25 protein-coding genes and 5 pseudogenes are annotated in these 26,345 nt (G+C 60.6%); 12 read left to right on the forward strand and 18 right to left on the reverse strand.

Annotated features, from left to right (window positions below; genetic code table 11):
* The 6 genes from J2046_RS12685 to J2046_RS12710 form a co-directional block, all read right to left on the reverse strand.
* Positions 1–720 carry an MBL fold metallo-hydrolase gene (locus tag J2046_RS12685; RefSeq protein WP_210052289.1) on the reverse strand — a complete coding sequence of 240 codons (720 nt, stop codon included), beginning with the start codon at positions 718–720 and terminating at the stop codon, positions 1–3.
* A 3-nt stretch (positions 721–723) separates the two neighbouring features.
* On the reverse strand, positions 724–1,578 hold the full coding sequence (locus J2046_RS12690; RefSeq protein ID WP_210052291.1) for an ABC transporter permease: 855 nt from the start codon (positions 1,576–1,578) through the stop codon (positions 724–726).
* On the reverse strand, positions 1,575–2,495 hold the full coding sequence (locus tag J2046_RS12695) for an ABC transporter permease (protein WP_037156221.1): 921 nt from the start codon (positions 2,493–2,495) through the stop codon (positions 1,575–1,577). The genes J2046_RS12690 and J2046_RS12695 overlap by 4 nt, the downstream gene beginning before the upstream one ends.
* A gap of 69 nt (positions 2,496–2,564) precedes the next feature.
* On the reverse strand, positions 2,565–4,145 hold the full coding sequence (locus tag J2046_RS12700; protein ID WP_210052293.1) for an ABC transporter substrate-binding protein: 1,581 nt from the start codon (positions 4,143–4,145) through the stop codon (positions 2,565–2,567).
* Complete coding sequence (locus J2046_RS12705; protein WP_210052295.1) at positions 4,142–6,220, reverse strand: alpha-amylase family protein; 2,079 nt, start codon at positions 6,218–6,220, stop codon at positions 4,142–4,144. The genes J2046_RS12700 and J2046_RS12705 overlap by 4 nt, the downstream gene beginning before the upstream one ends.
* Complete coding sequence (locus J2046_RS12710; protein ID WP_210052297.1) at positions 6,211–7,701, reverse strand: amidohydrolase family protein; 1,491 nt, start codon at positions 7,699–7,701, stop codon at positions 6,211–6,213. The genes J2046_RS12705 and J2046_RS12710 overlap by 10 nt, the downstream gene beginning before the upstream one ends.
* A gap of 246 nt (positions 7,702–7,947) precedes the next feature.
* Here J2046_RS12710 and J2046_RS12715 point away from each other — a divergent pair, with 246 nt between their 5' ends.
* On the forward strand, positions 7,948–8,835 hold the full coding sequence (locus J2046_RS12715; protein WP_037156219.1) for a LysR family transcriptional regulator: 888 nt from the start codon (positions 7,948–7,950) through the stop codon (positions 8,833–8,835).
* A 31-nt stretch (positions 8,836–8,866) separates the two neighbouring features.
* Here the strand turns inward: J2046_RS12715 and J2046_RS12720 are convergent, their stop codons facing one another.
* The 3 genes from J2046_RS12720 to J2046_RS12730 all read right to left on the reverse strand — a co-directional run bounded on the left by J2046_RS12720 (position 8,867) and on the right by J2046_RS12730 (position 11,121).
* On the reverse strand, positions 8,867–9,556 hold the full coding sequence (locus tag J2046_RS12720; RefSeq protein WP_210052299.1) for a nucleotidyl transferase AbiEii/AbiGii toxin family protein: 690 nt from the start codon (positions 9,554–9,556) through the stop codon (positions 8,867–8,869).
* The gene (locus tag J2046_RS12725; protein WP_037156217.1) at positions 9,556–9,825 is read right to left on the reverse strand and encodes a hypothetical protein; all 270 of its coding nucleotides are present in this window, start codon (positions 9,823–9,825) and stop codon (positions 9,556–9,558) included. The genes J2046_RS12720 and J2046_RS12725 overlap by 1 nt, the downstream gene beginning before the upstream one ends.
* A 240-nt stretch (positions 9,826–10,065) precedes the next feature.
* A complete protein-coding gene (locus tag J2046_RS12730) occupies positions 10,066–11,121 on the reverse strand; it encodes a Fic family protein (protein WP_233469741.1) in 1,056 nt (351 codons plus the stop codon).
* Positions 11,122–11,417: 296 nt separating this feature from the next.
* Here J2046_RS12730 and J2046_RS33820 point away from each other — a divergent pair, with 296 nt between their 5' ends.
* The 4 genes and pseudogenes from J2046_RS33820 to J2046_RS12750 all read left to right on the forward strand — a co-directional run.
* Positions 11,418–11,714 (forward strand): hypothetical protein, encoded by a 297-nt coding sequence (locus J2046_RS33820; protein ID WP_233469742.1) that lies wholly within the window; start codon positions 11,418–11,420, stop codon positions 11,712–11,714.
* Positions 11,621–12,169: pseudogene (locus J2046_RS34320) on the forward strand (EH signature domain-containing protein). The gene J2046_RS33820 and the pseudogene J2046_RS34320 overlap by 94 nt, the downstream one beginning before the upstream one ends.
* A 215-nt stretch (positions 12,170–12,384) precedes the next feature.
* Positions 12,385–13,239: a type IV toxin-antitoxin system AbiEi family antitoxin domain-containing protein gene (locus J2046_RS12745; protein ID WP_210052305.1), complete on the forward strand. Its 855-nt coding sequence runs from the start codon at positions 12,385–12,387 to the stop codon at positions 13,237–13,239.
* Positions 13,226–13,773: pseudogene (locus J2046_RS12750) on the forward strand (nucleotidyl transferase AbiEii/AbiGii toxin family protein); the annotation flags it as partial. The gene J2046_RS12745 and the pseudogene J2046_RS12750, both read left to right, overlap by 14 nt.
* 271 nt (positions 13,774–14,044) lie before the next feature.
* Here the strand turns inward: J2046_RS12750 and J2046_RS33825 are convergent.
* Positions 14,045–14,761 carry a hypothetical protein gene (locus tag J2046_RS33825; protein WP_233469743.1) on the reverse strand — a complete coding sequence of 239 codons (717 nt, stop codon included), beginning with the start codon at positions 14,759–14,761 and terminating at the stop codon, positions 14,045–14,047.
* 103 nt (positions 14,762–14,864) lie between these two features.
* On the opposite strand from J2046_RS33825, the gene J2046_RS33830 reads away from it, so the two are divergent.
* Positions 14,865–15,764 (forward strand): DUF3363 domain-containing protein, encoded by a 900-nt coding sequence (locus J2046_RS33830; RefSeq protein ID WP_325169754.1) that lies wholly within the window; start codon positions 14,865–14,867, stop codon positions 15,762–15,764.
* Positions 15,765–15,847: 83 nt separating this feature from the next.
* Here J2046_RS33830 and J2046_RS12760 read toward each other — a convergent pair whose 3' ends face one another.
* The 4 genes from J2046_RS12760 to J2046_RS12775 all read right to left on the reverse strand — a co-directional run bounded on the left by J2046_RS12760 (position 15,848) and on the right by J2046_RS12775 (position 20,187).
* Positions 15,848–16,945, reverse strand: a complete 1,098-nt coding sequence (locus J2046_RS12760) for an alpha-hydroxy acid oxidase (RefSeq protein ID WP_210052309.1) — start codon at positions 16,943–16,945, stop codon at positions 15,848–15,850.
* Between the two features lie 60 nt (positions 16,946–17,005).
* The gene (locus J2046_RS12765; RefSeq protein WP_037156213.1) at positions 17,006–17,356 is read right to left on the reverse strand and encodes a RidA family protein; all 351 of its coding nucleotides are present in this window, start codon (positions 17,354–17,356) and stop codon (positions 17,006–17,008) included.
* A 44-nt stretch (positions 17,357–17,400) separates the two neighbouring features.
* Entirely contained in the window at positions 17,401–18,510 is a 1,110-nt protein-coding gene (locus tag J2046_RS12770) for an NAD(P)/FAD-dependent oxidoreductase (RefSeq protein ID WP_210052311.1), read from the reverse strand.
* A gap of 72 nt (positions 18,511–18,582) precedes the next feature.
* Complete coding sequence (locus J2046_RS12775) at positions 18,583–20,187, reverse strand: ABC transporter substrate-binding protein (RefSeq protein WP_210052313.1); 1,605 nt, start codon at positions 20,185–20,187, stop codon at positions 18,583–18,585.
* Positions 20,188–20,464: 277 nt separating this feature from the next.
* Between J2046_RS12775 and J2046_RS12780 the strand changes: the two genes are divergently transcribed.
* From J2046_RS12780 to J2046_RS12790, 3 genes are all read left to right on the forward strand, one after another.
* A complete protein-coding gene (locus tag J2046_RS12780) occupies positions 20,465–21,382 on the forward strand; it encodes a LysR family transcriptional regulator (RefSeq protein WP_210052315.1) in 918 nt (305 codons plus the stop codon).
* 58 nt (positions 21,383–21,440) lie between these two features.
* A complete protein-coding gene (locus J2046_RS12785) occupies positions 21,441–21,686 on the forward strand; it encodes a DUF6429 family protein (RefSeq protein ID WP_210052317.1) in 246 nt (81 codons plus the stop codon).
* Positions 21,687–22,220: 534 nt separating this feature from the next.
* The gene (locus J2046_RS12790; RefSeq protein WP_325169755.1) at positions 22,221–22,583 is read left to right on the forward strand and encodes a DUF309 domain-containing protein; all 363 of its coding nucleotides are present in this window, start codon (positions 22,221–22,223) and stop codon (positions 22,581–22,583) included.
* Positions 22,584–22,693: 110 nt separating this feature from the next.
* On the opposite strand, the gene dinB is transcribed toward J2046_RS12790, so the two are convergent.
* Both dinB and J2046_RS12800 read right to left on the reverse strand, forming a co-directional pair.
* Positions 22,694–23,785, reverse strand: a complete 1,092-nt coding sequence (gene dinB / locus J2046_RS12795; RefSeq protein ID WP_210052321.1) for a DNA polymerase IV — start codon at positions 23,783–23,785, stop codon at positions 22,694–22,696.
* 5 nt (positions 23,786–23,790) lie between these two features.
* On the reverse strand, positions 23,791–24,018 hold the full coding sequence (locus tag J2046_RS12800; protein ID WP_210052323.1) for a hypothetical protein: 228 nt from the start codon (positions 24,016–24,018) through the stop codon (positions 23,791–23,793).
* Between J2046_RS12800 and J2046_RS12805 the strand changes: the two are divergent.
* Positions 24,006–24,532, forward strand: a pseudogene (locus J2046_RS12805) (OB-fold nucleic acid binding domain-containing protein); the annotation flags it as partial. The gene J2046_RS12800 and the pseudogene J2046_RS12805 overlap by 13 nt on opposite strands.
* A gap of 23 nt (positions 24,533–24,555) precedes the next feature.
* On the opposite strand, the gene J2046_RS12810 reads toward J2046_RS12805, so the two are convergent.
* Positions 24,556–24,759, reverse strand: coding sequence for a cold-shock protein (locus J2046_RS12810; RefSeq protein WP_037156255.1), 204 nt, complete (start codon positions 24,757–24,759; stop codon positions 24,556–24,558).
* 523 nt (positions 24,760–25,282) lie between these two features.
* Between J2046_RS12810 and J2046_RS12815 the strand changes: the two are divergent.
* Positions 25,283–25,519 (forward strand): annotated as a pseudogene (locus tag J2046_RS12815) (DUF982 domain-containing protein); the annotation flags it as partial.
* Here the strand turns inward: J2046_RS12815 and J2046_RS12820 are convergent.
* Positions 25,520–25,858, reverse strand: a complete 339-nt coding sequence (locus tag J2046_RS12820; RefSeq protein WP_210052325.1) for a hypothetical protein — start codon at positions 25,856–25,858, stop codon at positions 25,520–25,522.
* 286 nt (positions 25,859–26,144) lie between these two features.
* On the opposite strand from J2046_RS12820, the pseudogene J2046_RS12825 reads away from it, so the two are divergent.
* A pseudogene (locus tag J2046_RS12825) lies at positions 26,145–26,341 on the forward strand (hypothetical protein); the annotation flags it as partial.
* Positions 26,342–26,345: the final 4 nt, after the last annotated feature.

Here is a 26,345-nt window from a genome sequence, read left to right on the forward strand (position 1 = left end):
TCAGACCTCCAGCAGGAAACGTCGGCCATCCAGCGTCAGGCTGACCTCGGCGCAAACGGAAGGGGCTGCGGCGACGCGGCCGTTTTCGATAGTCAGCGGACCGTCGTGACCCGGAACGACGATATTGGCCATGCCTACGATGCGGCGGATGCTGGCGCGGGCCATTTCCTCGTCGAAGGCGCCGGCGGGGGCGCCGGTTTCAATCTCGCCGCGATGTTTGATCGCGTCCTGGGCGAGGACCACACGTTTGTCGTCGACGGTCATCACCAGCGAGACATGGCCGCCGCTGTGTCCCGGCGTCGAAATCATCCTCACCCCCGGCAGCACTTCGAGTTCGCCGGAGACGAGGGTGAGTTGCGGGCTCCGCAACAGACTCTCGACCTGGAAGCGGGAGATGGCCGGGTCATCGAACCTGTGGTCCTGGACATAGGCGAATTCGCTTTCGTGAAGCACGATCTCCGACTTCGGGAAACATTCGACATTTGCGATATGGTCGAAATGGAGATGCGACAGGATGACGGTGCGGATATCGTGGCGGTCGATGCCACGCTCGGCGAGTGCCGCCATTAGGCCCGGGCGGTCGCCGCTGCCGCCGGTATCGAACAGCGCGTGACCTTCGCGCGTCTTCAGGAGAAGGATCGTGCTCCAGCCGAGGAAGCCGCGCGAACTGCGCCCCGGAAAGCCGGGCATCAGAATGTCGTAGGAAGCAGGGTTCGGCATCGATCAGCCCTCCATCTGCCTGAGCCGCGGATCGAGAAGGTCGCGCAGCCGGTCGCCGACGAGATTGGTGCCGACCACGGTGAAGAAGATGGCGAAGCCGGGAATAGTCGCGACCCACCAGGCATTGCCGATATAGTTGCGGCCTTCGGAGATCATCGTGCCCCAGGTCGGCGTTTCGGGCGGGACGCCGAGGCCGAGGAAGCTCAGCGAGGATTCGAACAGAATCATCTTGGCGACCAGCAGGCTGGAAATGACGATGACCGAGGACATCACATTGGGCAGTAGATGGCGCGTCAGGATGTGGGGAGAGGAAATCCCCATCATATACGCCGCCTGGATGAATTCCCGCTCACGCAGCACCAGGCATTCGGCGCGCACGACGCGCGCATATTGTACCCAGTTCGTCAGGCCGAGGATAGCGATGATGTTCCACAGGCTCGGTCCGACGACTGCGGCGACGGCGAGCGCCAGCACCAGGAAGGGAATGGCGAGCTGGATATCCGTCAGCATCATCAGCACGCGACCGGCATATTTGTCCTCGTAGCCGGCGATCAGCCCGAAGGTGACGCCGACGGCACCGGAGATAACGACCGAACTGACGCCGACCAGCATGGAGACGCGGGCGCCGACGACGATGCGGCTGAAGATGTCGCGGCCGAGCGCGTCGGTGCCGAACAGGTGGATGCCTTCGGAACCCTGCCAAAGCGGCGGCTTGAGGCGCTGAAGGATGTCCTGTGCGCTCGGATCGTAAGGTACGAACCAGGGGCCGAAGAGGGCCGCGAACAGCGCGACGAGAAGGATCGCGAGGCCGAAGGCGGCGAGACGGCTCGTCAGGTAACGGTTGAGAAATGCGCTCATTTGCCCGTCCTCAGACGCGGATCGAGCAGGCCGTAGGAGAGGTCGACCAGGAGATTGATGACGACGATGACGGCGGCCATGAACAGAACGAAGGCCTGCACCACGGTGAAATCGCGATTGGCGATCGCCTGGATCGCCAGCCGGCCAATGCCGGGATAGGCAAACACCTCCTCCGTGATCACCGCACCTCCGAGCAGCGCGCCAACCTGAAGCCCGATAACGGTCAGTGTCGGGATCGCAGCATTGCGCAGGGCGTGGGAAAGGAGAATGCGGCTTTCGCGCACGCCCTTTCCGCGGGCGGTGCGGACATAATCCGATTGCAGCACCTCGATCAGAGAGGAACGCAGCAGGCGGGTTATGATCGCAGTCGAATAGGTGGCGAGCACGATCGCCGGCATAACGAGGTTCTGCCAGCTTCCGCGGCCGGAAGGCGGCAGCATATGGAATGTTTCGGAAAAGAGCAGGATCAGCATGATTGCCAACCAGAAGGCCGGAAAGCTCTGGCCGATCAGCGAGATCAACAGGCTTGCGCGATCGATAATCGAGCCGCGATTGGCGGCGGCCAGAATGGCGAGCGGAACGGCGAGCACGATCGACAGCACGAAGGCGGCCCCGCCAAGCTGCAGCGTCGCCGGCACGCGTTCCAGCACGAGCTGCATCGCCGGCTGCTCGTATCGCAGCGACATGCCGAAATCGCCCCTGGTCGCGCGGCTGAGAAAATCCCAGTACTGGATGACCAGCGGCCGGTCGAAGCCCATCAGGTGACGAAAACGCTGGATGTCCTCGATCGAGGCCTCCGGCGGCAGGAAAAGCGCCGACGGATCGCCACCGATCCGGATCAAGAAAAACACGGCGACCGATACGCCGAGCAGCACGATGGCCGCGTAGAGCAATCGGGATATCAGAAAATTGGCCAAGACCTGCTTCGCTCCGTCAACGTTGGCATCCGCGGCCCGGCCGGAAGCCGGCCGCGGATGCCGTTTCTATCAGAAATGCGCCTTGCGCAGGTCGATCATGCCGTCCGGACGCGGTGTCCAGGTGAGCCTGGCGTCGAGGCCGTAGATCAGCGGCGGCTGGATCATCGGTAGATGCGGCGCATCCTCCTTGATGATGGCGGCCGCCTTCTCGTAGATCGACTTGCGTTCCGCCTGGTCGATCGTGCCTGCGCCGGCATCGAGCAGCTTGTCGAGCTCCGGATTGCTGTAATAGCTCTGGTATTCGCCCGTGTGCAGCAGCGGGTACCAGACGAGGTTCGGGTCGCGGCCGCTCCAGCCGGGGAAAGTGATGCCCTCACGGCCCTTCTTTTCCGAAACCTGACCCCAGACGCCCGGCTCGAGATATTGGATGTTCACCTTGATGCCGACCTTCGCGAGGAAACCGGCCGTCGCTTCTACGATCTCGCTGTCCTTCATGTAACGTCCCTTGCGGGTCATCAGTGGAACGGTGAAGCCGTCCTTGTAGCCGGCTTCGGCGAGCAGCGCCTTGGCCTTGGCCGGATCGTAGGGGTAGGGCTTCCAGGCCTGATCGTAACCGAAGGCGTTGGCCGGAAGAGTGAGCGCAATGCGGGTGCCCATGCCGTTCAGCAGCGCCTGCTGGATGGCATCGACATCAACGGCGTAGTTGATCGCCTGGCGGACATGCTTGTCCTTGAGCGGCGTGTCGCGGGTGATGTCGAAGGCCAGGAAATAGAGCGAGTCGCTGGCGACCGTCGAAATCTTGGTCTCGCCGCCGTCGAGCGAGGCCATGTCCTCCGGCGGCACATCGACGGCGATATCGACGCCACCGCTCTTCAGTTCGGCGATGCGAGTACGAGTTTCCTTGATAGGGCGGAAGATCACTTTTTCGACTGCTGGCTTGCCGCCCCAATAATCCGGATTGGCTTCGAGCACGACGCGCTCGTCCTTCTTCCACTCCACGAAACGGTAGGGGCCGGTGCCGACCGGCTTGGCAGCGAGATCGGCGCTGTTGTTTTGGGCGGTGTAGGACGGCGGCACGATCAGTGCCGGGAAGCTCGCCTCATACAGCGACAGCAGCATGGTCGGGAAAGGCTTGTCGGTCTTGATCTCGACCGTGTAGTCGTCGACCACCGTGACCGACTTGATTTGCGAGATGCGCGAGTAATAGGGCGCCTTGAAATTCGGATCGAGGGCGCGGTCGAGGGTATATTTCACCGCGGCCGCATTGAAGGGCTCGCCATTGTGGAATTTCACGCCTTCGCGCAGCTTGAAGCGCCAGGTCAGCGGATCGGGATTGCTCCAGGATGTCGCCAGCGCGGGAACGATGTCGCCCTTTTCGTTCTGGCTGACGAGACCGTCATAGATCTGGAAGAGGATATTGGCGGTCGGGAAGGCCGAATGTTTCGCCGGGTCCATCGAATATGCGTCGGCGGCCTGGGCGACCACGATCGTCGAGGCGTTCTGGGCCGAGGCGGCGAGCGGAAGAAGCGCGAGCGCGGCAGCACCCAGCGTGCCGGCCACAAAATGTCGTCTCAGGATATCTTTCATCTGTTCACCCTTTTCTGTTCTGCGATGGGCCGAGCGGCCCGTCGGATCTGTCGTCTTCCTCAAGCCTTCTTCCTCCCGGACGAACCCTTTACCAGAGCTATGGCCGCAAAGTGATCCAGGCGCCCGAGGCGCAGGACCATCATTTTACCTGCCCTTGCCGCGGGCAGTTCCGTGTGATCGTGAAGCGAGAGAGCGGTATCGGCATCGGTTTCCACCGAGACCTCGAACCCGGTGAGCGGCGTCAGTTCGGTCAGCCTCTTGGTCTGCGAGGCGGCGCCGTTGAGAAGATGCAGGACCATGCCGTCCGGATGGCCGTAAAGGATGGTCTCGACGGCACTCGATGCGGTCGTGCGGACGGGCGGCGGGCCGATCTTGGCCTCCACCAGCGCGCCGAGGATCCGGCGATATTCCGGCATCGAATAGCGGTGATAGAGCGCGCCGATGCGCCAGGGAAGCCAGATCGCCCGACCTTCGCCGAAGCTGCGCTCGATCAGACCGGGTTCGCTGCCGTCTCCTTCGACGGTCGTGAATTCCGGAGCGTTGTTCGCGAACGGGCCAATGATGCGGAGGTCGTCCTGCGTCTCGCCATCGCCGAAGGGTGCCCAGAACGGACCGGCGGCCGGGATATGCGGGATGCCGTCCACAACGCTCCCGAGGTCGGCCCGCCTCAGCGCGAAATAGGCGCCGACCACCGAGCGGGCCTCGCCGGGAAGGGCCGGCAGGCAGCGCAGGGCAGGCGTTTCCCGCCGTGTTCCTATGTCGGTTGCAGCTGCGAGATCGGCGGTGGCGACAATCTGGCCGCCCTGTTCGACATAGGCGTCGATCGCCGCCGCATCGGTATCGGACAGGCAATCTGCCGCCGGCAGGATCACAAGATCGAAACAGCCGAGCTCCATTGCATCGAGACCCGGGGCGACAACAACGGCGAAGGGATAACGCAGATCGGACAGCAATTCACAGGCGCCGCGGAATTCCGCGACATGGCCATTGCCGTTCGGCGCCCCGGCCATCCGGCCGGCGTCCTCGCCCCACAGCCGGCTGTGCTCGGAACGGACCACGGCGATGCGGGCGAGGCTCTTCAGGCCACGGTACCAATGGGCGTTCTTCTGTTGGTAGGCACCGAATTCCCGCAGCGCCGGAACGAAGCGTGCGTCTTTCTGCTCGAGCAGGCCGTTCACCGCCGGCGCCGTACTGGCGCCATGCGCCGCCGCCTGAACGAGGTTGTGGATCAGCCGCGCCTTCGGCATCGCCGACTGGCGGCTGGCGAAGACTTCCGACGTCGTCTGGATGAGGAGCGGCGGACGGCCGGGTTTCAGGGCGCCGGCCGTGAGCGCCTCTTCTGCGGCCCAGAGGTTCCAGATCGGCTGCGGATCGATCGGATTCGGCATCACGGGGTTGGATACCTGCGAGCCGATGATGTCGCTGACCTCGGCCATGCGACGGATGTTCCAGCCCTCATGGACGTGATGGTAGGGTACGATCGCCGCACCCGGATTGCGCTGCTGCACGAAACTGCGGACGCGGCCCATGTAATCGGCGAGGAAATCCTGCCGCCAGGCCTCATAGGCGGGTTCTCGACGGTCGGAAGCGGGAACGGGCTTGCCCGTCGCCGCCTGCACGATGCCCCTGCAGCGGCCGCAATAACAGCGCGGCACGTGCAGGTAGTTGAAGAAGAAGCCGTCCGCGGTGGGGTAGCGGCCGAGGATCTCGTCGAGGATCGAAAAGACCTGCGCTTGCCAGAACGGGCCGGTGGCGCAGATCTGCGGCATGGCCCAGACGCTGGTGACCGCGCCGTCCGGTTTGCGGACGAACCAGTCGGGGTGTTTCGCCTCCATGCCTTCGCGGCCCTTGGAAATGTCCATCCGCACCAGGACGCGAATGCCTTCCGCCTTGGCGGTATTCAGGAAGTCGCCGAGGAAATCTCCCTGCAAATGCGGGTTGATCGTCTGCGAGGCGAGTTTCGTCGGATACCAGGCGGAAAAACCGCCGCCCATAACGATGCAGGCATTGGCGCCGACGCTTCTGATCTCGCCGACGAGCTGGCCGACAGTCGATTTCGCGGCATCGGTCTCGCGCAACAGGTGCTGGAAAAAACGCAGCGGCTCTTCGGTCCAGGCCAAAGGTGAGGTCAATGGCATGCGCAGCCTCCTGCCCAAAGCTTGGCGTAGCGCTTCCGCATCCCGCGGATCGGCGCTTCCAGAACATGAGCTGCGGCCCGTGCGGCCGCGCCTTCGGTCCGCCGCCGGTCGGCGAAGACTTGGGCCTCGCTCCAGATCGCCGCCTCGTCGATCGCCGTGGCACGGCCGTTCGAAACGACGATGCGCCCGGCGATCATGACCCGGTCGATGGCGCTGCCGTTTTCTGACAGGACGAGCTGGCGAGGTGCATCGTTCAGCGGCCGAAATGCCGGTGCGTCCAGGCGGAAGAACGTGATGTCCGCATCGTATCCCGCTTCCAGGCGGCCTGTCGTCTTTAGGCCGATGGCATCGGCGCCGCCGGATGTGCCGAGCTTCAACGCGGTCTGCGGGCCGATCCAGTCTTCCTCGTCGTCGGACTTGAGATTGTGTAGGAGAGCGGCCCATTTCATCGTTTCGAGAAGATTGGCGCCGTCGTTGCAGCAGGCGCTGTCGGTGCCGAGCCCGACCCGAATGCCCCTGCCGAGCAGGTCGGGAAGCGGGCAATAGCCGCTGCCGAGCCGAGCGTTGGAGACCGGATTGTGGATGATCGTCGCATCGGCGGCGGCAATCCGCGCGGCATCGTCCGGCTCCAGCCAGATCGCGTGAACGAGATTGGTGCGCGGAGTCAGCAGGCCAAGGCCTTCGAGATGGGCGATCATGCCGCGGCCGTAAAGCTTCAGGCCCATCTCACGCTGCAGCCGGGTTTCGAGGATGTGGGTGTGCAGGAGTGTTTCGTGCCGCCGGCTGAAATCGGCCGCCGCGACAAGCAGTTTGTCCGAGCATCGCTGCGGACCGGATGGACCGATCGCGACGCTGATCCTGGCGTCCGCTTCGCCGTTCCAGCGGCGGAAAAAAGCGTCGACGATCGCCATCTGCTCGCAGGCGGGCACTGGAGGACGGCTTCCGTAGGAGGCAAGATCGAGGCCGACGAGGTTGCCGGCATCGAAGGGCAGGGTGTCGATAATGCTCCGGTCCGAAACGATCGGCGCGATCACCGCCCGCATGCCGCTGTCCCGCCAGGCCGAGGCGACGGCATCGAGCGCCCCGGCATCAATATCGGGTGAGATGCGCACGTGATCGAGGACGGCGGTCGTCCCGGACCGCATCATCTCGATCGCGCCGAGCATCGTCGAGATGTAGATCTCCTGATGGCTGCGTCTTTCACGCGCTGCGGAAGAGGTGAGCGACCAGAGTTCGAGCGGAAGGTCGCCGGCGATCCCCCGAGCCAGGTTGTCCGGTGAATGGCTGTGGCAGTTGACGAAGCCGGGCGTAGCGAGGAGGCGGGAAGCATCGATGAAATGTCGCCCGGCAGGGGCAGGCGTGCCTGCGGGATGCAGCGCTGCAATCCGGCCGCCCGCAACCTCGATCGACCACCGTTCCGTCTTGAAGCGGCCGGCGTCTTCCATCAGGCATAAAGTGTTTTCGAACCAGTATCCCGGCACAGATTTTCCATTCGATGCGTTCCCCGGCGCCTTTGGCATCCTTGGCCCTAGTGTTCCCAGCTAGCGGCGAAGGAAAATACGCAGTTTTGGAAAAAATCATTTTCCGGATAGAAACCCGGCGGATGGAGAGGAACGGCACGCAAATTGCTGCTGGAACCTGTCTGCTTGCGATTGCCCCTTTAATGCGTAAGCTGTCGATTAACGGCGCGTCACAATGCGCAAGATGTGAGCAGTGAACGAACCGAAGTGAACAGGTTCCAGGACATATTGTCATTCGTGCGGGTGGCCGAACTCGGCGGCTTCACCGCAGCTGCCAAGGCACTGTCATCCTCCACATCGGCGGTGACCAAGAGCGTGACCCGGCTCGAGGAAGGACTTGGCGTACAGCTTCTGCACCGCACCACCCGGCGCATGCATCTGACCGAATACGGGGCGGAATATTACGAGCGCTGCCGCCAGATCCTCATCGATCTTGATGAGGCGGAAGGCTCCATTCGTGAGGCAAATATCGCCCCCAGCGGGCCGGTCCGGATCGCGCTGCCGCCGTCCTTCGGCCGCATGACGGTCATTCCCGCGCTGCCGGAATTCTACGATCGTTATCCGAACGTCGTGCTGGACCTGTGCCTCAAGAGCCAGACAACGAATCCAATCGAAGGCGGCTTTGATCTTGTCGTGCATTCCGGCCGGCTGGCTGATTCCCGGCTGATCAACCGTATCCTGGTGCGCGGCGCCCAGAAGACGGTGGCAGCTCCGAGCTATATCGAGCGCTATGGCCGGCCGCAGACGCCGGCCGATCTCGTTCGGCACAACTGCATCACCGGCGCCTTCGGGCCAAACTGGCATTATCGCGGCAAGGACGGCAGCGAAGAGGTAATCCGCGTCTCAGGATGCCTGACGACAGACAGCGGCGACATTCTGCGCGAGGCGGCGATGACCGGTCTGGGGATATCTCAGGCGACATGGTGGCTGTTTCGCGAGGAGATGCAGCGGGGCCTTCTAGTGCCCGTGTTGGAGGACTACGAGATCGAAGCCGATCCAATCGCGATCGTCTTTCCCGCGAACCGCCGCACACCTGTAAAGGTGCGCGCTGTCGTTGATTTCCTTCTTAAAATTACAAGAGGTCACGCACCGTAGGTCCCAATCGCTCCAAGGCGAGTGGTCTCGCTTAAGTCTCGGTTGGTGGCTCAGGGCCACAAATGGTCTCTAAAATCTCAATCGTCATCTGCTGCGCTTGCGATGGTATCCTAAAGTATTTCGACTGGTACAGAAGCTTGGACATAACAGCCTCGGCGAGCCGGGCGTCCATCATACGTGCCGTTTTCAGGGCCCGTGCGCATGATTCCTTGAACGGAATGAGCGCCTCTACAAGGTAATCATGGCCTTCGCTCTCGCGGATGCAGGCAATATCGAACATGTCGCGTGGCTGCATTGAGGCCCCGCGATAGAAAATCTTTTTCGCAACGATCTCGGCTGGCGTCTCCAGGTAAACCTTCTGCCCTCGTATTTCTCTTTCCCTCGTGGGCTCAGACGTCAGGTGCGTTGCGACGATAAAGTCGATCTCTCCGATATCCTTGAACACGATTTTGAGCGCACGCGTTCCGTCGAAGGTATAAGCCTCGGGGTATATGTCGAGAGCAAAGCCCTGCGTTTGTGGATTGAGATAAGGCAGCACCTGAGGATCTTCGATGAAGATATCGACGTCGAAACTCTGCCGGTGGCCGATTTGAAGCATCAGCGCAGTGCCGCCACCGAAACTCCAGCTGTCGAGAACGGTGAACTTTGAATTAGCTTGGCTGATTATCTTCTGGGCCTGGTCAAAGAGCTCGGCCCAATGACTATTTTGAGATTGTGCCACTAGGCTGCTCGGGCGAGCGGCAGTTCGTATCCGGCCATATCGGAAAACCGTCGTGCAACGACAGAGGCATCAGCAAGGTTGACATGCATTTCATCGAGAAACGAATGCTGAAGGCTTTCGCTAACATCAGAAAAGAACGCAAATGCCGATGCGTCGTAATGGTCGGCGCTCGCCGGGTCGGCAATCTTCGACGCCAACTGCTCAGCCGAAAGGCTCGTCCCATAAGGGGCGTTTACCGTAGCCAACACTGTCGTAGTGACGAATGTCATCAATTTTCACCGCAGTTAATACATTGCCATATATAGCGTCTTGCGACGCGGGAGACAAGGAGCGAGCCGTTTGCCGGCATCCGTTCGTCTGGCTCGATTCGCTTCAACGGCAGGCCAGACATCGAACGACGGGGTCTCAGGCTCTACTCTCATCAACTGGAACGATTGTGAAATAGCGGGATCGTCGGTTCGAACCCATTCAAGAGCTAATCCATTCAGATGAACCTGACATCCCCTTGATTAGGAAAGACCGTACCAGGCGCCGCGGCCGGCACCGTGGAGGACGAGGTGCCCTTGATCCACGAGTGCCTTGAGATGATCCTTGATAGTGTAACGGCTTGCATCGGTGATCCGTGCAGCCTCCGCGACCGTGATCCGCCCGTGCTCGCGCGCCAACTCGAGCAATGTAACGGATAATTCCGGCATGTCGGCGAGGATAATACGCTCGCGCTCCATTTTATTCTCAAGCCGCGTCTTCTGCCGATGCAGGGCTCTCAAAAAGAACTCGATCCAGGGATTCCAGTCGGGATCGGCATTGCGGATCGTTCCCTGCGTGCGCCGAAGCGAGATGTAATAGCTCTCCTTGCTTTGCTCGATGATGCTTTCGAGCGAGCTGTAGGGGACGTAAGCGTAGCCGGCCCGCAGGAGCAACAAGGTGGTCAGAATACGCGATAGGCGGCCATTGCCATCCTGGAATGGATGGATTTCGAGGAAAACGACAACGAAGATCGCGACAACCAAAAGTGGATGGAGCCGCTTTTCTCGCCCTTGCTCATCTAGCCAGGCGATCAGTTCTCCCATTCGACGCGGCGTATCGAACGGTGATGCCGTTTCGAAAACTATGCCGAGGCTCTCGCCCTGTTCGTTAAACGCTTCCACGTTGTTGGAGAGGGTTTTGTAGGTGCCGCGATGCCGCTCGTCCTTTGTCGAATGCGCAAGAAGGTCGCGGTGGAGCTGACGGATATGATTCTCGGTGAACGAAATAGCTTCGTAAGCACTGAAGATGGTTTCCATCACCTCCGCATAGCCGGCAACCTCTTGCTCGTCACGTGTCGTAACCGACCCCAGGCGAATGTTTGCCAGCAGCTTTTCGACCTCTCGATCGGTGAGGCGTGCCCCTTCGATACGGGTGGAGGAACCGACGCTTTCGATCGTGGCGACACGCCGGAGGCCGGACAGCCGCTCAGGCGCGATCCGGCCGATCGCACGCCAAGCACCCTTGAATTCGTCGATTTCGGCGATCAGCGACAGGATCTCGGGCGTGATCCGGACGGTCGCCGTATTTAGAAATTCCATTTGCGCATCCATTCCCATCCAATTCCTGAGACGCTGTCATGCACTATTTATCCATCCATTTCCATCCAATTTTCACGAGAGAGTTCGTCAGATCCGTCAGTCATTAGCTAGATGACTGGCCATTCCTCACTCGAGCGGATCCAGACTTTTGCAGCGAGACGAGAGAAGATGTACGAGGGCGACAGCGATCAGCAACTCGAGACGGCCCTCCGATGTGATTGGCAAAGCACTGGCGACCGAGGACGAGGATTTCTAAATCTCTGACAGGTGTCGTTGCGCCTCACTCGGGTAAGCTAATGAGACAGGTTCACTATGCCTGGCTTCGTGCGTTGCCGGAGGCGAGTTCTGTCGAGGTCATTCAGCAGATTTTTGCCTGGGTCTTCCCAAAACAGCGCCCCTCGCTTGAGGGCGATCTTGCGGCATCCGCCGTTGAAAAACTGCTCAATCCCTGGCTTCGGTCGCATCTTCCGGCGGATGTCGGGACATTCTTGTTCACCGCATCGTTGAAGCTTTCGGCGATCCGAGAAATCAACGTGCTGAGTTTTGGGCATTGGTCACTCCCGCCCATCGCAAAGTGGTCGTCCGCTGGCTAGCAGGGGAGAGCATCGACGCCTTGCTGGCGATTATAACTAAATCGACGCAGACACATATGTGGCCCCCGCGTCACGTATTCTGGAAAGGCTTGTACGATAAGGGCTTCGTCGAGGAGGCATGGGTCGCCTTGTCTCCCGCCGCCATTCGCAATGCGGCAGTTATGTTCGAGGAGACTAAAGACCCTATCTACACCATGACGGGTAGCTAGATGGCGGGTGGGAACAGGAAGGACACCTGCCTTCTGATTATGCGAATTGGCCGTTACACTGTCATCGAGGGATCGCACGACTACCGAATCCACGTTTTTCAGTCAGATGATCCAGCTGCGCCTTTGTTCTATCAGGATACGTATGATGCTGAAAAAATAATCCTTCCGGCCAACCACAGTGATACCCGAATTCACGATGGTTATGGCCATTGGCAACGGTGGGTCGAGCAGCGGTTGTTACGATGAATTGTCGGCAATCTTGCTTACGGCAAGACAAGCACTGATCGTCATATCATGGATGGCTGCGTTGCAGCTGAAAGCTTCGGATTTCGCGCCGGCTTCTGGCTGGCTGGAAATGTAGTGTAGAGGATTGCCATCTGTCGCTTTTGCTCAGCTTGGTTGAGTATTTGGAGTATTTTTCAAACTTGAAAATGGTTTGAGAGTCATTTAATATACTCAGCATGGCTGAGCGATCTGCATCACTGTTAAACCGACTTGAGAGAGACCTTCCCGAAGGGCTGGTCGTGGATGCCGCTTGGCTGGAAGACCACGGCGTCGCCAGCAATCTGCGTGCCTACTACGTCAAGGCCGGCTGGCTGGAACAGCCGGTGCGCAGCGTCTATAAAAGGCCACGTGGCAGGCTAAGCTGGCAGCAAGTCGTTATCTCTCTTCAAACCCTGCTCTTGCGAACGCCGTTCTATGTCGGTGGGCGCACGGCATTGGAGCTACAGGGCTTTGCGCATTATCTCTCGCATGAGACCAAGACCGTTCACCTCTATGGTCCGGAAAAGCCGCCGACATGGTTGGACAAGCTGAACCTTCCTCAGCGCTTTGTCTATCACAACAGCGCGACCCTCTTCCGGAATGATCCGATCACGCAGGGGCTTGGCAGCCTTGCCTGGAATATCGCGGACGGAACAGGCCGCGATCTCACCCGCTTTCAGGGCGGCAGTCTGAAGTCGCTTCCATGGGGACAGTGGGATTGGCCCCTGACCCTTTCACAGCCCGAGCGCGCCTATCTCGAAATGCTCGATGAATTGCCGCGCCATGAGAGTTTCCATCAGGCCGACATGATCATGCAGAGTGCCGCAAATTTCAGTCCGAGACGGCTGCAGAAACTGCTGGTGGACTGTGACAGCGTCAAGGTGAAACGCCTGTTCTTCCTATTTGCGGATCGTCACCGCCATGCGTGGCTCAAGCGTCTGGACAAGGAGGCGATCCATCTGGGCAAGGGCAAACGCATGCTGGTCCCTGGTGGCCGGCTCGATCCTGTCTATCTGATCACCGTGCCGGAGGACCTTGATGCCGTTTCGTGACCAGTCCAGGCTCAGGTTCGGCTGCTCATGCGCCTTGTCCCCATCGTGACACGCGAAGCCTGTTTCGCGCTCAAGGGCGGAACGGCGATCAACCTCTTTGTACGCAACCTGCCGCGCCTCTCGGTTGATATCGATCTGATGTATCTGCCGGTGCACGACAGGCCGGAGGCATTGGCCGGGATCGATGCGGCCATGAAGCGCATCAAGGCGGCAGCTCTGGCGGAGCTGCCGGGCGCGCGCGTCACCGAAAACATTCACGATGGTGCGATCCTTCGCCTTCTCGTGATTGCGGAGGGCACGCAGGTCAAGATCGAAGTCTCTCCCGTATTGCGTGGCGTGGTTCATGAACCTTCCACCATTCCGGTCACCGAGGCGGTTGAAGAGGCGTTCGGCTTTGCGGAAACCAGCGTCGTATCTTTTGAAGACCTTTTTGCTGGCAAGCTGGTTGCAGCACTGGACCGGCAGCACCCGCGCGATCTCTTCGATGTGCAAGGTCTGCTCGCCCATGAAGGGCTGAGCGACGACCTGCGCGAAGAAACACCCGCTCTCTCGGCTTTTAACACCGGAAAGCAGGGATATTGGGAGCGTCAACTGGGTAGGGGAAGGACTGCAAGATAAAGCGAACCTGGGGTTCGCGCTCGCGTTGCTCGTAAGTTGTTGTCTGCACATTATTTTCCGAGCCGGAAAACGGGGAAGCGTCGCGATCCGCGATGTGAGATGAATTTTAGATCCGACTGATCTTCTTTGTGGTCCGTGATGATAGCGGCTAGTTTCCGCGAGGTGCGGTACGCGGAACTACGCGGGTTCAAGTCTTTTTACGTCCGCCTGCGATGACTGCCAAAAGCCGCTTGCCAGGCCGGGGATGGGGGTCGAACCTGCCGATATGGCAGATCGTGACGACGACAGTTTCCACATCAAACCGGGCCGACCGAAGAGCCGGGGCGGTCGCACCAGCCTGCATTCGAAACCGTTTCTCACACAGGTGAAGATCGCCGTGAGCAAGGCAGGCGGAAACCCCGACCGGATAGGCCGATCGTCGGGTAACGGCGGCGGGCGGTTCAATGCCCGGGGCGGTGGCGCAAAACTTGCGCCATCGTTTCCGAATGACGGTGGAGGATGGACGCGTGGTGGCAGCGGCACCCGGTTCCGCTCGCGGCGTGTTGTCGTCAAGGTGCGGGTGGTGAAGCTCGCCCCGCAACGGGGTCAGTCGCGTGGCTCGAAATTCCGAGCGGCGACGGCCAAGGCAGTCGATGCACACCTGGGCTATCTGGAACGCGATGGCGTGACGAAGAATGGCGAGAAGGGCCGGGTCTTTTCCGCGATTGAGGATGAGGCCGATGGAAAGGCGTTCGTCGAGCGCGGACGCGACGACCGGCATCAGTTCCGGTTCATCGTGGCACCCGAAGATGCAGTCGATATGGCGGACATGCGATCCTTCACTCGTGATCTCATGAAGCAGATGGAAAACGATCTGGATACCCGGCTGGATTGGATCGCTGTCGATCACCACAATACCGGTCACCCCACACTCATGTTATCGTGCGGGGCGTGCTGGACGATGGTCGCATCCTCAACATTGCCGGCGACTATATCGCGTATGGGGTCCGCCACCGGCCGAGGCACTGGTGACGCTGGAACTGGGCCAGCAGAGCGAGTTGGAGATCGCGGAAAAGCTGCGCCATGAGGTCGAGGCCGAACGCCTGATCCGTCTCGACAGGATGCTGATCGCGGAGAGCCAGGAACAGGGTATGATCGATCTGCGTCCGGATGGTTCCGACAGTTACACGGTCAGAGCCAACCGATCGTTAATGATCGACCGGGCCAAGCGGCTGGAGCGGTATGGTTTGGCGGATGAGATCGGCACGGGACGATGGACGATCCGCGACGATCCGGAACAGACGTTGCGTGCGCTTGGCGAGCGCCGCGATATCATCAAGACCACGCACCGGGCGCTGGAGGATCACGGCCTTGCCGAAGAGCGTGGTGCCCGCGATTGCATTACCCACGGCAAAAGCATCACCGAGCCTGTCGTCGGTCGGGTCCTGGCTAAGGGACTGTCAGGCGACGAGATGAGCGACCGGCTACATCTGGTCATCGACGGCGTGGACGGACATACCCATTATGTGGAGACAGCAGAGATCCACCGGCTGGACGATATCCAGCGCGGCCACATTATCTCGCTCGACCCGATCCCGCCCAAGTCCAAGCCCAGGGCATCGGACATCAACATCCTTGATCTTGCGGCAAACAACGATGGCATTTACCGGCCCACCGATCATCTGGAGCAGGCGAGGGCAAAGATCGAAAGGATCGGCGGCGATCCGGACGCCTTCATCCGCTCCCACGTCCGCCGCCTGGAAGCGCTACGCCGTGCCGGTCATGTCGAGCGGATCGACGCCGATCACTGGAAAGTCCCCAACGACCTCCCCGAACGCGGCATGGCCTATGATGCGCAAGACCGGGCCAAGTGGCCTGCTGCCGGTTTCGTGGACACCAAAACGGTGACCGAAACAGCAAGTTACTAACAATAGCTTGGGTTTCGCGGGTCTAGTCCGTTCAGGAACAAGGCACCATTCCCGCTGAGGTCGCGCAGGGTTTTTAGCCGTGATCAATGGTGTGCGAGGGCGGCGGGAGACAGTTCTGCCACTGTCGAGCAGCCGAGATGGCCGAGCGTCGTCCAGAATTCCCGCTGCAACAGTTCCAGCGTTCGCCGCACCCCGTTTTCGCCGTCGGCCGCAAGGCCGTAGGCAACGATGCGGCCAAGCGCCACGGCATCGGCGCCGAGTGCAATCGCGGCGGCGATGTCGCTTCCCCGGCGGACGCCGGAATCGAAGATCACAGGAACGTCCTTGCCTACCGCATCGCGGATCGCCGGCAGTGTTTCCAGTGTTGTCGGCGTGCGGTCGATCGTCCGGCCGCCGTAATTGGAGACATAGAGACCGACTGCACCGGCATCGAGCGAGGCCTTGGCGTCGCGCACGCTGGAGACCCCCTTGACGATGCAAGGAAGAGGAGCCTTCTTGATCACGCTGGCGGCCTGAGCCCAGCTCCAGCGCGGCCTGGTGAAATCCAGAAGCTCAGCAAGGGCTGCTGCGTCGGACTTGCCGGGACCGAAGTTCGACGGACCTTCCTCGCCGCGGATCGAAAACCGGTCCTCCATCATCCGCTCCCGCCACTGGCGTATCGGTGAATAGGTGACGCAGATATATTGATAGCCGGCTACCTTCGCTCGCTCGATCATCTCGAGCACGGCACCTTCATCCCCTACGAACGTCATCTGGAAAATGGATGCGACCGGCGAGGCTATCGCTACCTCCTCCAATGAATGGGCCGCCGCGACCGGCACCATCTGCTGGATGCCTGCCGACGCTGCGGCGCGGCCGATCGCCAGATGCCCTTCCGGATGGAATACGGCCTCGCCGCCGCCGAAGGGCGCGATGAAGGCGGGGAAGCTGAGGTCGAAGCCGAGGACTTTCGTGCGCGTGTCCGGATTGCTGATGCCGGCGAAAAGCGGCACCTCGAACCGGATGCGGTCGAAGACGGCGGTGTTTTCGCGTAGTGTCACCTCATCGCCGGTGCCACAGGAAAGATAGTTCCAGTCGACCTCCGAGAGCCGGCGTTGCGCATCCTTGTAGATGCCGCGCAACGTCGTGTATTTCTCGCGGGTCGCATAGCGATCGTCGATCCGGTTCGGCTTGTCCGTCATGTACGTTTTCCAGTCCGTGAAAGCGAACGTGCGGACCAAAATCCGCCCGTGCCATCGAGGTTATTTCTTGGCGGCGATCAGCACGATTTCTATAAGCCTTCTGGGATCGCCGAGATCGGCAACGCCGATCGTCGCACGCGACGGCAGATCGTCGCCGTCGAGCCATTCGAGCCAGGCCTCGTTCATCTCCTCCTTGCGCGACATGTCGGAGAGATAGATGCGCGCCGACAGGATGTGATGCTTGTCGGAGCCGCATTCGGCGAGTATCTCTTCGAGCTTGGCGCAGGTCTGTTGCGTCTGCTCCTTCATGCCGACGGAAATGTCGCTTGCGGCATGGCCGCCGAGATAAAGCACGCCGTTATGTTCGACGGCGCCGTGCATGATGCGGTGCTTGCGGTGACGTTTGATCATTATGAGTTCCTTTGACAAAGGGAAAGGGTGCCCGCCAGCTGGGGTCAGCCACGTCCTTGCGGGGCGTATCTGTCGAGCGGGATTTCGGCTTTCTGGCCGGTTACCAGCTTAGCGAGCTGGGCGCCTGCAAACGGACCGATCGTCAGGCCGCCGGCCCCAAGCCCGTTGCCGATCGTCAGGTTGGCGATATCGGGAACCCGACCGAGGGTCGGGTTCATCGTCTCGCCCGCCGGGCGAAAGCCGATGCGCGTTTCGATCAGCGTCGCATTGGCAAGACCTGGTGCGATATTGAGGCCGGCGGTGAGCACTTCCAACTCGCCGGCGGCGGTGACGCGGTAGTCGAAGCCGGTGTCGTTCTCGCGGGTCGCGCCGACGACCACGCGGGAATCGTCGAAGGCGAGCATGTAATGGCTGCTCATCGGCAGGACGACGGGCCATTTGGCCGTCGCCACGCCTGGCAGGCGCAGGTGGATGATCTGGCCTCTCTGCGGCTTAACGGGATGGATAAGCCCGAGCGGTCCAAGGATCTGGTAGGCCCAGGCACCGGCGGTCACGACGATTTCATCTGCTTCGATGACGGCGCCATTGCTGTCGAGGCAGCGGGCGCGATCGCCGTCGAGCGTCAGGGTGACATGTTCGCTGCGGAATCTTGCACCCATGGAGACGGCTGTGCGGACCATCGCGGCGGACAGCAGGCGCGCATCGACGCGGGCACCGCCGGAGATGTAGATTGCATCGAGATCCTCGCGCAGCGGCGGGAAGAGTGTACGCGCTTGCGTCGGGGTCAGGTGCCGGACATCGCCGGCCTCAGGCGCATCCTTGACCCGGCGCGCCACCCGTTCGGCCGCGGCATCGAATTCGGCGCGGTCCTCGGCGACCACCAGGGCACCGACCTTGCCGTAGCCTAGCTCGGTCTCGCCCTTCGCCTTCAGACCTTCGATGAGGCCGTCATAGAAGCGGGCGCCAGCGGCATACATCTTGTACCAGTCCGGCTCGTCGGCCTTGGTGGCCCAGGGGCAGACGATACCCGCACCGGCCATGGTGGCCTTGCCCTGATGGGCTTCGTCGACGATTTCCACCTCCACGCCCTCGCGGGCGAGATGGTAGGCGGCACTGGCGCCGAAAATGCCGGCGCCGATGATCAAGACACGCATTTCAAGAATCCCGTATGTTTTGACTTTGGGCCGGCGGATGCCATCGATTATCACCCGCCGGAATGCGAAGGCCTATTCGACTGTTACGCCGGAAAGGCGACTGGTGCCGAAGATCGCCGGCGCATAGCCTTTGACGGTCTTGGCGACGGCGGTGATCGTGTCGGCGCCGCCGAGGATGACGGCGGGCACTTCCGCGTGAAATTCCTCCTGAGCCTTTTTGTAGAGCTCGATGCGCTTGGCCCGATCGGTCACGGTGCCGGCCTCGTTCATCAGGCCAATGAATTCCTTGTCGCACCAGGCACCGATATTGGACGGGCTCGGCTTGCCGGAGGAATCGCACGTGAAGTAGTTGTTGGGGATCTGGCTCGGGTCCGGGAAATCGTAGATGCCGCCGAACATGCCAACCTCGGCCTCGCCGTTGCGGGCGCGGGTAATGTACTCGCCCCATTCGTATGAGACGACCTCGGCCTTGACGCCGATCTTGGCCCAGTCGGCCTGGATCATCTCGGCTGCGCGGCGGCCGTTCGGCATATAGGGACGCGAGACCGGGACGGCCCAGAGCTGGGTGGAGAACCCGTCGGGGAAACCGGCCTCCGTGAGCAGCTTCTTGGCGAGGTCCGGATCGTAACTATAGGCGCCGACATCCTTGTCGTGGCCCCAGAGCGACGGGGGAATGATCGCGCCGGTGACGGTGCCCATGCCGTCATAGACAAGGTCGACCAGTGGCTTCATGTTGATCGCATGCGCCAGAGCCTCACGGACGCGCTTGTCCTTGAACTTGTCCTGCCTGAAGTTGAAGGTGATGAAGCCGGTGGAGGCGACCGGCGTCTGGACGAGATTGAGATTAGGGCTTTTCCCGATCATCTCGCGGTCGGCGAGGTTCGGATAGAGTGCGATCTGGCACTCACCGGCCATGGCGCGCTGCAGGCGGACGGATGCATCCGCGCTGATCGCCATGACCACGCCGTCGAGCATTGGCGTGCGCGCCGGATTGTTGATCGCCGCACCCCAGGTGTCTTTGAAAGGCACGAGACGGACGACGGCATCCTGCTGATAGACCTGAAGCTGAAATGGCCCGGTGCCGATCGGTTCGCGGTCTATGAGTTCCTGTGTGCCGGCCTTGGAAAGCGTGGCGGCATATTCGGCGGAGGTGATTGCCAGCGACTGGTGCGCCATGATGCCGATGAAGGGAGCAAGCGGGCTCTTCAGAGTGAAGGCAACGGTGTAATCGTCGATCTTCTTTACCGATTCCAGCGCGTCGGCGAGCTTGGTGTTGAAGGTGATGAAGTTTCCGCCGTTGACCTTGGCATAGGGATGGTCGGGCTTCATCATCCGCTCGAAGGTGAACATCACGTCGTCGGCGTTGAACTCACGGGTAGGCGTGAACTTGTCGTTCGACTGCCACTTCACGCCCCGGCGCAGTTTGAACGTATAGGTGCGGGTATCGTCGGAGACGCTCCAGCTCTCGGCCAGCGCCGGCTCGATATCCGACGATCCGGCTTTCACGGAAACCAGGCCGTCATAGATCTGGCCGAGCACGTAGGAGGTCGTGCCGTTGCTGGTGAGCTGCGGATTGAAGACCTCAGGCGAGCCTTCGATGCAGACCGAGAGCATCGCGGCATTGGCCGGTGCGGCGGCCGTCAGGACCAGGATGGATAGGCCGAGGATTTTCTTCATATGTCGTCGTTCCCTTCTTCTTTCAGCCGCTTGCCGCGGCCTTGGCGTGATCAAGCTCCGGCCGGCCTCGAAGAAGCCGTCCGCCGGACCGGACCGGTCTGCAGAATGATTGTTTTGCGGAGTTCGGACGTCCCCTCACTCGTTCGAGTTTCGCCCGTTCACACCTTCACTTGCATGTTAAAGCGCTTCGGCAATATGATTGTCAAATAGCTTGTTCTCCCTTCATTATAACCAAAACTCATGTCGGAAAACTTGGCATGAGGGGATCCCGCCGGCCATGAACATCAGACAGCTTGAAGCCTTCCACACCACGATCGAAACCGGATCGGTGACCCTTGCCGGTGAAAGGCTCGGTATTTCCCAGCCGGCCGTCAGCAAACTGCTGCGCAGCCTGACCGAGGCTTGCGGCTTCCAGCTTTTCACACGCAGCGGCGGGCGCCTGGTGCCGACGCTGGAGGCGCGCATGCTGGCAGTAGAGGTGGAGCGGATGTTCTCCGGCGCCAAGCGAATCGCCCGGCTTGCGGAAGCCGTACGCAATCGAGAATGGGGCGAGGTGACGATCGCAGCGCCCCCGGCGCTTGCCACCCTCTACCTCTCCAACGCGCTTTCGCCTTTCCTTGCCGAACAGCCTGACATCCATTTCACGTTGCAGAGCAAGACGTCGCCTCGGATCGGCGAACTGGTGGCGGCCGGGCAGATCGATATCGGTCTGAGTGTCCTGCCCTTCGATCACCCGAATGTCAGCGCCGAAGTGATCATGCGTTTCAGCATGGTTTGCATCCTTCCCGCCGGACATCCGCTCACCGGGAAACAGGTGATCGAGATCGACGATCTTCGCAATGAGGCCTTCATCTCGCTCTTCCGCGACGACTGCTCGCTGATGACGATCGACCGGGCCTTTCAGCTCAAGGGCGTTCAAAAACGCAACCGCATCGAGGTGCCGCTGTCGGAAACTGCTTGCAGCTTCGTTGCCAACGGTGTCGGCGTATCGATCGTGCCGCCCTTCGTCGGGCTGGACTATCCAGAAGATCGCCTTGTCCGGCGGACACTGCTGCCGGAAACCTTCATGGATGTCTGGCTCTTGACGCCAAACGGGCGCCCGCTGTCGCTCGCCTCGCAGAAACTGGTGGACTTCATTCGTGCGGCCGTCGCGCCGTTCGACCAACGGGATGATACGCACCGAAGCTCACAATGAGGTATGCATGCGACGTTGGTCGCGGGATTTTCGCGGTCGCGTATGGTAGCATTATGTGATGGAGATCGACGAGGACAAAATCGACGACGCGGTGCTGGCGCTGTTGTGGCTGACGCTTCACGATGAGCGTCGCGCCTGGAAGGGTTTTGACTGGGCGACGACGGATCGCTTGCACCAGAAAGGGCTGATTGGCGATCCGATGAACAAGTCAAAGTCGCTGGTGCTGACGGACGAGGGGCTGCGTCGGTCGGAAGAGCTGTTTCACAAGCTGTTTACGCGGCAGCGGGTACTGCCGCCGTCTTGATCGCCCCACGGTAACAGGTCGTGCAGGCGGGAGGCGGACAAATCGGCGATGCGGGCAAGCACGTCCGCAGTCCACGCCGTGCAGGGGCTCTTTCCGCTGTAGCGAGGCGGCACCGGGTTGGCTGGTGACAGGGCACGATCGCGGAGCTGCGGTGTGTTTTCTGAATAGCTGTATTCTAACAGAGGCACTCGTAGAGCGCATTTGACCTGACGCTTTTGGCTGTCGCGTATAAGGTCACGAATCGAACGTGCCCTCCCACGCCGCCGAAAGCCTTTGCGCAGCCGGCGGTTCGTTCATCAAGGTATCAGAAGCCAAAGCTGACGCTTGCCCGTGCCATGCCTTCGGAGCATGTTAAATAACAGATGCACTACAGGACTATCATGGATGGAACGTCCTCGTCTGCTTCCGGAAAGATCTTTTCCAGCCTATGCTTACTTGCCCGGGCGGCAGCCACATCCGGTGCGGGATCCTGCGGGACATAGCTACCAGATCCAGCCTGTGCAAGTTATCCCATCGCTCGGGTCGGACGAGTTCGTGTGGGGCGAGGATCTCTTCAATCATGGCTACTACTGGGAAGCGCATGAGGCATGGGAGGGGCTTTGGCATCTTGCCGACAAAGAAAGCGCACTGCGCGCGTTGCTAAAGGGCCTTATCCTGCTTTCTGCCGCCGGGGTGAAGATCCGCGAAGGCAAACGGGCCGCAGCGAGACGTCATGCCGGGCGCGCAGCCGGGCTGCTTCGACAGTTGCCAGATCAAGCGTTTTCGGGTGAACTGGGCGTGTCGCCCGCACTGCTTGCCGATCTCGCCGAAGTCACCGCCGACGCCGCACCGCTTCCTCGAACTGCGGAAAACGGCAAACCTGAACCGGTGTTTGCGTTTTTCCTCGGGCGTGCATGAGAAATCCCTTCGACGGTGCCCAGCCTTTAATCTGATTTGGATGGATTAAATAACAGTCTTTAGCCTGATTTCGGCTTGAAGAACGTTGAGTTCGGATGCGCCAGATATCTTTATAGCGGAAGATCCAGCTGCGATGACATTTGCTCTGCGCCTTGCTCCAATGAAGACAATGTGACGCCGAGCAGCCGGATTCCCTTGCGGGCCGGAAAGACCGGCTGCAGCAAGAAGGCAACGATCTCCTCCAGCTCAAAAATCGATGTTAACGGAATCGGTACGGTCTTGCTGCGGGTGATCTGCTGAAAGTCCGAATATTTTACCTTCAGGGTTACGGTCTTGGCGCCGATCGAGTTCACCTCGCAATAGCTCCAGACCTTGTCGATCAGCGGCTGGATTCCTTCGCGCGCCGGCTCAAAGGCATGAACGTCTTCAACAAAGGTGTCCTCGGCGCCGACCGACTTTCGGACGCGATCCGGCTTGACCTCGCGATTGTCGATGCCCCTGGCGATGCCATAGAAGTAGGGGCCGGACTTGCCGAAGTGGTTGATCAGGAAATCAAGTTCCTTTCCAAACAGATCGGCGCCAGTCTCGATGCCGAGACGGTGCATCTTCTCGGCCGTGGCGGGACCCACGCCATGAAACTTCTTGACCGGTAAGCCCTGCACAAAGGCTGGACCATTCTTTGGCGTGATGACCGCCTGGCCGTTCGGCTTGTTGAGATCGCTCGCCATCTTGGCGAGAAACTTATTGTAGCTGATCCCTGCGGACGCATTCAGACCGGTCGCCGCCTTAATTTTCGCCCGGATTTTCGTGGCGATCTCGGTTGCGATCTCCATTCCCTTGAGGTTTTCGGTGACGTCGAGATAGGCTTCATCCAGTGAGAGCGGCTCGATCATCGGGGTGTATTCAGCGAAGATTTCCCGGATCTGCATCGAGACGGCGCGATAGACGTCGAAGCGCGGTCGAACGAAGATCAGCTCGGGGCATTTGCGCTTGGCTGTCACCGACGGCATGGCCGAATGGACGCCGAACTTGCGCGCCTCGTAGCTGGCCGCGGCCACGACGCCGCGGGCAGCCGAGCCCCCGACGGCGACCGGCTTGCCTCGAAGCTCCGGATTGTCGCGTTGCTCGACCGAGGCATAAAACGCGTCCATGTCGATATGGAGAATCTTACGTGGCCGGTTGGCGTGCTCGTTCTGGTCCATGGGGCTCAGTCTTCGTCACAGGAGGATAGCTTCTCCATCAGCCATGGGAAATAGGTGTCGCATCGGTCGCCTTCCGCTGTATTCATCCTCTCGCAGCCCACCGTCATGCGTCGCCTAAGTCCCGCGAAGCTGACACCGGCTGCGAAGGCCTTTACCAGCCGTGTCCGCGCGTGTCCGCCGCGACGCCGACACACCCGGCAGTCGAGCTTGATGACCGGCTCTCGCAGATCCACCCTTGAGCTTCCTGCGCCACGATCTCGCCCGGAAGAGGATCGCCACCTGCAGCGACGCGACGAGGGCGCGAGACGGCCAGTAGTTGACGGCGGCCGGCCTGGTTCTGGTGCGGCAGATGCCGGGCTCTGCCAAGGGGTTCATCTTCGTGACGATCGAGGACGAGATTGGCGTCGCCAATGTCGTGGTCTGGCCAAAGCTCTTCGAGAAGTCGCGCCGCGTTCTTCTCAGCTCCAGCATGCTGGGGATCCACGGCAGGATCCAAAGGGAAGGGAAGGGAAGGTGGTGCACCTCGTGGCCCAGCAACTGTTCGATCTGTCGGCAGACCTATCGAGCTTGGCGGATCGTGATGGCACCTTCCGCCCGCCGACCGGCCGCGGCAACGAATTCGTCCATGGTTCGCCAGGGATGCCCGATCCCCGCGGAAGGCCGCCAGCGCCGGTCAGGTCGAAAGACATCTTCGAGCCAGATCGTTATATCGGCACGCTGAAGATCAAGAGCCGGAATTTTCAGTGACGGAAGCGGCGCTTCCAGCTCGATCAAACCACGCCGACGTTTTCGGCCTTCGATTTTCCGGTCTTGCGGTCCTGGCCGAGATCATAGCTTACTTTCTGCCCCTCTCTCAAAGAGCCACCTCGTTGTAGAGCGGAGACATGCACGAAGACATCAGCCCCGCCATTGTCTGGAGTGATGAAACCAAAGCCCTTGTCTTCATTGAAAAATTTAACAGTTCCAGTCGGCATGAAAGCTCCTGATCGCTTGGCGGCAGCTTGCCGCGCGGCGACCTTATCGCCCATTCGATTAGCCATCAATAGCCTGTCGATTCCGCGGCCGATCGATTATTGAGCTGAGTTGGAGCGGAAAAGGATCCATCACTTGCACGAAGCGCGCGCCCAAGCGCAGCGCTCGGTATGGACGCGACGTCGGGCACGAGCAACGCCTTCGCCACCAAGGCAATGTTTCCCACCAACAAAAAAGGCCGGGGCGAAACCGCACCGACCTTCCTCATCATCGCTTACCCACCAGTGCCAGTACATCCGTGGTCAAAAGTCTCGAAGCGATGGCAGCGATTGCGAGCGGCGAATTCACCAGCGCTCATCAGCAATGCCGATCACAGTCATATAGGCAGTCATTGTGTTCAAAACAAGTTTGCCGGCGATCAAGCCCTCTATGCGGCCAAGTTGAATGGCCGGGACAGGGGGGCGCGTAGCGTAGAGCGCACATCGGCGCGGCCAGAAGCTGCCGGAAAGGAACTCAGAGATCGCAGGCGTCTATGACGCCCTCGACTTTCTTGAAAATGAACGGCCGCTGCGGCAGGGAGAGCGCCATGACCGCGCGGTGAACATCTGCCGGCGCGCACTTAACCGCATCGTACCGGCCGTCATAGCGCGCGAGGCTTTCATGGCAGTCTACCTGGCTGCCGGGATGCCGGCTGTCATGGCTACTTGGCAGGTGAAACCAGGTTCCCGACCGGCCCGAACGGTACGTATGGCCGCCATCTGATCACGCGCCGACGACCCCTCCCTCGGCGGGGTCTCCTTCTGAAATCTCTCTCCGATGGCTTGGGTTATTCACCTCGTCCACGGCGGGCCGCTCTTCCGCCTGCTCGTCTTCGGTCGTGGTCGTTGATGGGGAGTACTCCGCCTGGGCGCGAAACACTCGAGAGCGCTCCTGCAGCAGGGCGACATAGCGCTGGCGCATCTCCTGGACGCTGATCTCTCCCGCGATCCACACTTCGACGATCGTCATATATTCCGGGTCATCGTCGATCGGCGTTCCCCGAGCGAGTGCTCTCGCCATGACACGCTCTGCGATTGATCTTCGCGTTTGTTCCGTCGTCACGGCCCCCTCCGACTCGGGCTGTTCATTAGCCATGGCTGATTAGCAATCCCTTCACGCGCATACCACTTGAAATCGAAAACTTCGACCACATCTATACTTCACCTCCCGTATCGATGGCCTCCTGCTCGACGATCGTCGTCGGCGTTCGAGGCCGTCCGGGTTCGGAAGAAAGGGCGCTCCCCCGCCGGGTTGAGCGCCCTTTCTGTTTTCGAAGCCGGCAATGTCATCGTGGAACCTGTAGCTCCTGCGCTGCATTCCGCTTTCTAGACATCTTTCGAGAGCAGCAATGGCCAGCGACAAGCTTTCGACCTACAGATCCAAGCGCGATTTTCAGAAGAGCGCCGAGCCGAGCGGCGAGAAACAGATTACCCGTAGCAACCGCCGGCGCATCATCATTCAGAAACATGACGCCACCGCCTGCATGACGATCTGTGCCCAGAGTTCGATGGCGTCTTGACGTGCTTCTGGCGATGGAGCCGAACTATAT

The organism is Neorhizobium petrolearium (genome assembly GCF_017873175.1).
Taxonomy (GTDB): Bacteria; Pseudomonadota; Alphaproteobacteria; order Rhizobiales; family Rhizobiaceae; genus Neorhizobium; species Neorhizobium petrolearium.

Bases quoted from the DNA above. Each gene is read 5' to 3' on its own strand.
- J2046_RS33820 (WP_233469742.1), top strand. From the start codon at position 11,418: ATGAGACAGGTTCACTATGCCTGGCTTCGTGCGTTGCCGGAGGCGAGT.
- J2046_RS12780 (WP_210052315.1), top strand. From the start codon at position 20,465: ATGAACATCAGACAGCTTGAAGCCTTCCACACCACGATCGAAACCGGA.
- J2046_RS12705 (WP_210052295.1), bottom strand. From the start codon at position 6,220: ATGCCATTGACCTCACCTTTGGCCTGGACCGAAGAGCCGCTGCGTTTT.
- J2046_RS12725 (WP_037156217.1), bottom strand. From the start codon at position 9,825: ATGACATTCGTCACTACGACAGTGTTGGCTACGGTAAACGCCCCTTAT.
- J2046_RS12730 (WP_233469741.1), bottom strand. From the start codon at position 11,121: ATGGAATTTCTAAATACGGCGACCGTCCGGATCACGCCCGAGATCCTG.
- dinB (WP_210052321.1), bottom strand. From the start codon at position 23,785: ATGGACCAGAACGAGCACGCCAACCGGCCACGTAAGATTCTCCATATC.
- J2046_RS12770 (WP_210052311.1), bottom strand. From the start codon at position 18,510: ATGCGTGTCTTGATCATCGGCGCCGGCATTTTCGGCGCCAGTGCCGCC.
- J2046_RS12810 (WP_037156255.1), bottom strand. From the start codon at position 24,759: ATGCCGACTGGAACTGTTAAATTTTTCAATGAAGACAAGGGCTTTGGT.
- J2046_RS12685 (WP_210052289.1), bottom strand. From the start codon at position 720: ATGCCGAACCCTGCTTCCTACGACATTCTGATGCCCGGCTTTCCGGGG.
- J2046_RS12785 (WP_210052317.1), top strand. From the start codon at position 21,441: ATGGAGATCGACGAGGACAAAATCGACGACGCGGTGCTGGCGCTGTTG.
- J2046_RS12690 (WP_210052291.1), bottom strand. From the start codon at position 1,578: ATGAGCGCATTTCTCAACCGTTACCTGACGAGCCGTCTCGCCGCCTTC.
- J2046_RS12765 (WP_037156213.1), bottom strand. From the start codon at position 17,356: ATGATCAAACGTCACCGCAAGCACCGCATCATGCACGGCGCCGTCGAA.
- J2046_RS12775 (WP_210052313.1), bottom strand. From the start codon at position 20,187: ATGAAGAAAATCCTCGGCCTATCCATCCTGGTCCTGACGGCCGCCGCA.
- J2046_RS12745 (WP_210052305.1), top strand. From the start codon at position 12,385: ATGGCTGAGCGATCTGCATCACTGTTAAACCGACTTGAGAGAGACCTT.
- J2046_RS12760 (WP_210052309.1), bottom strand. From the start codon at position 16,945: ATGACGGACAAGCCGAACCGGATCGACGATCGCTATGCGACCCGCGAG.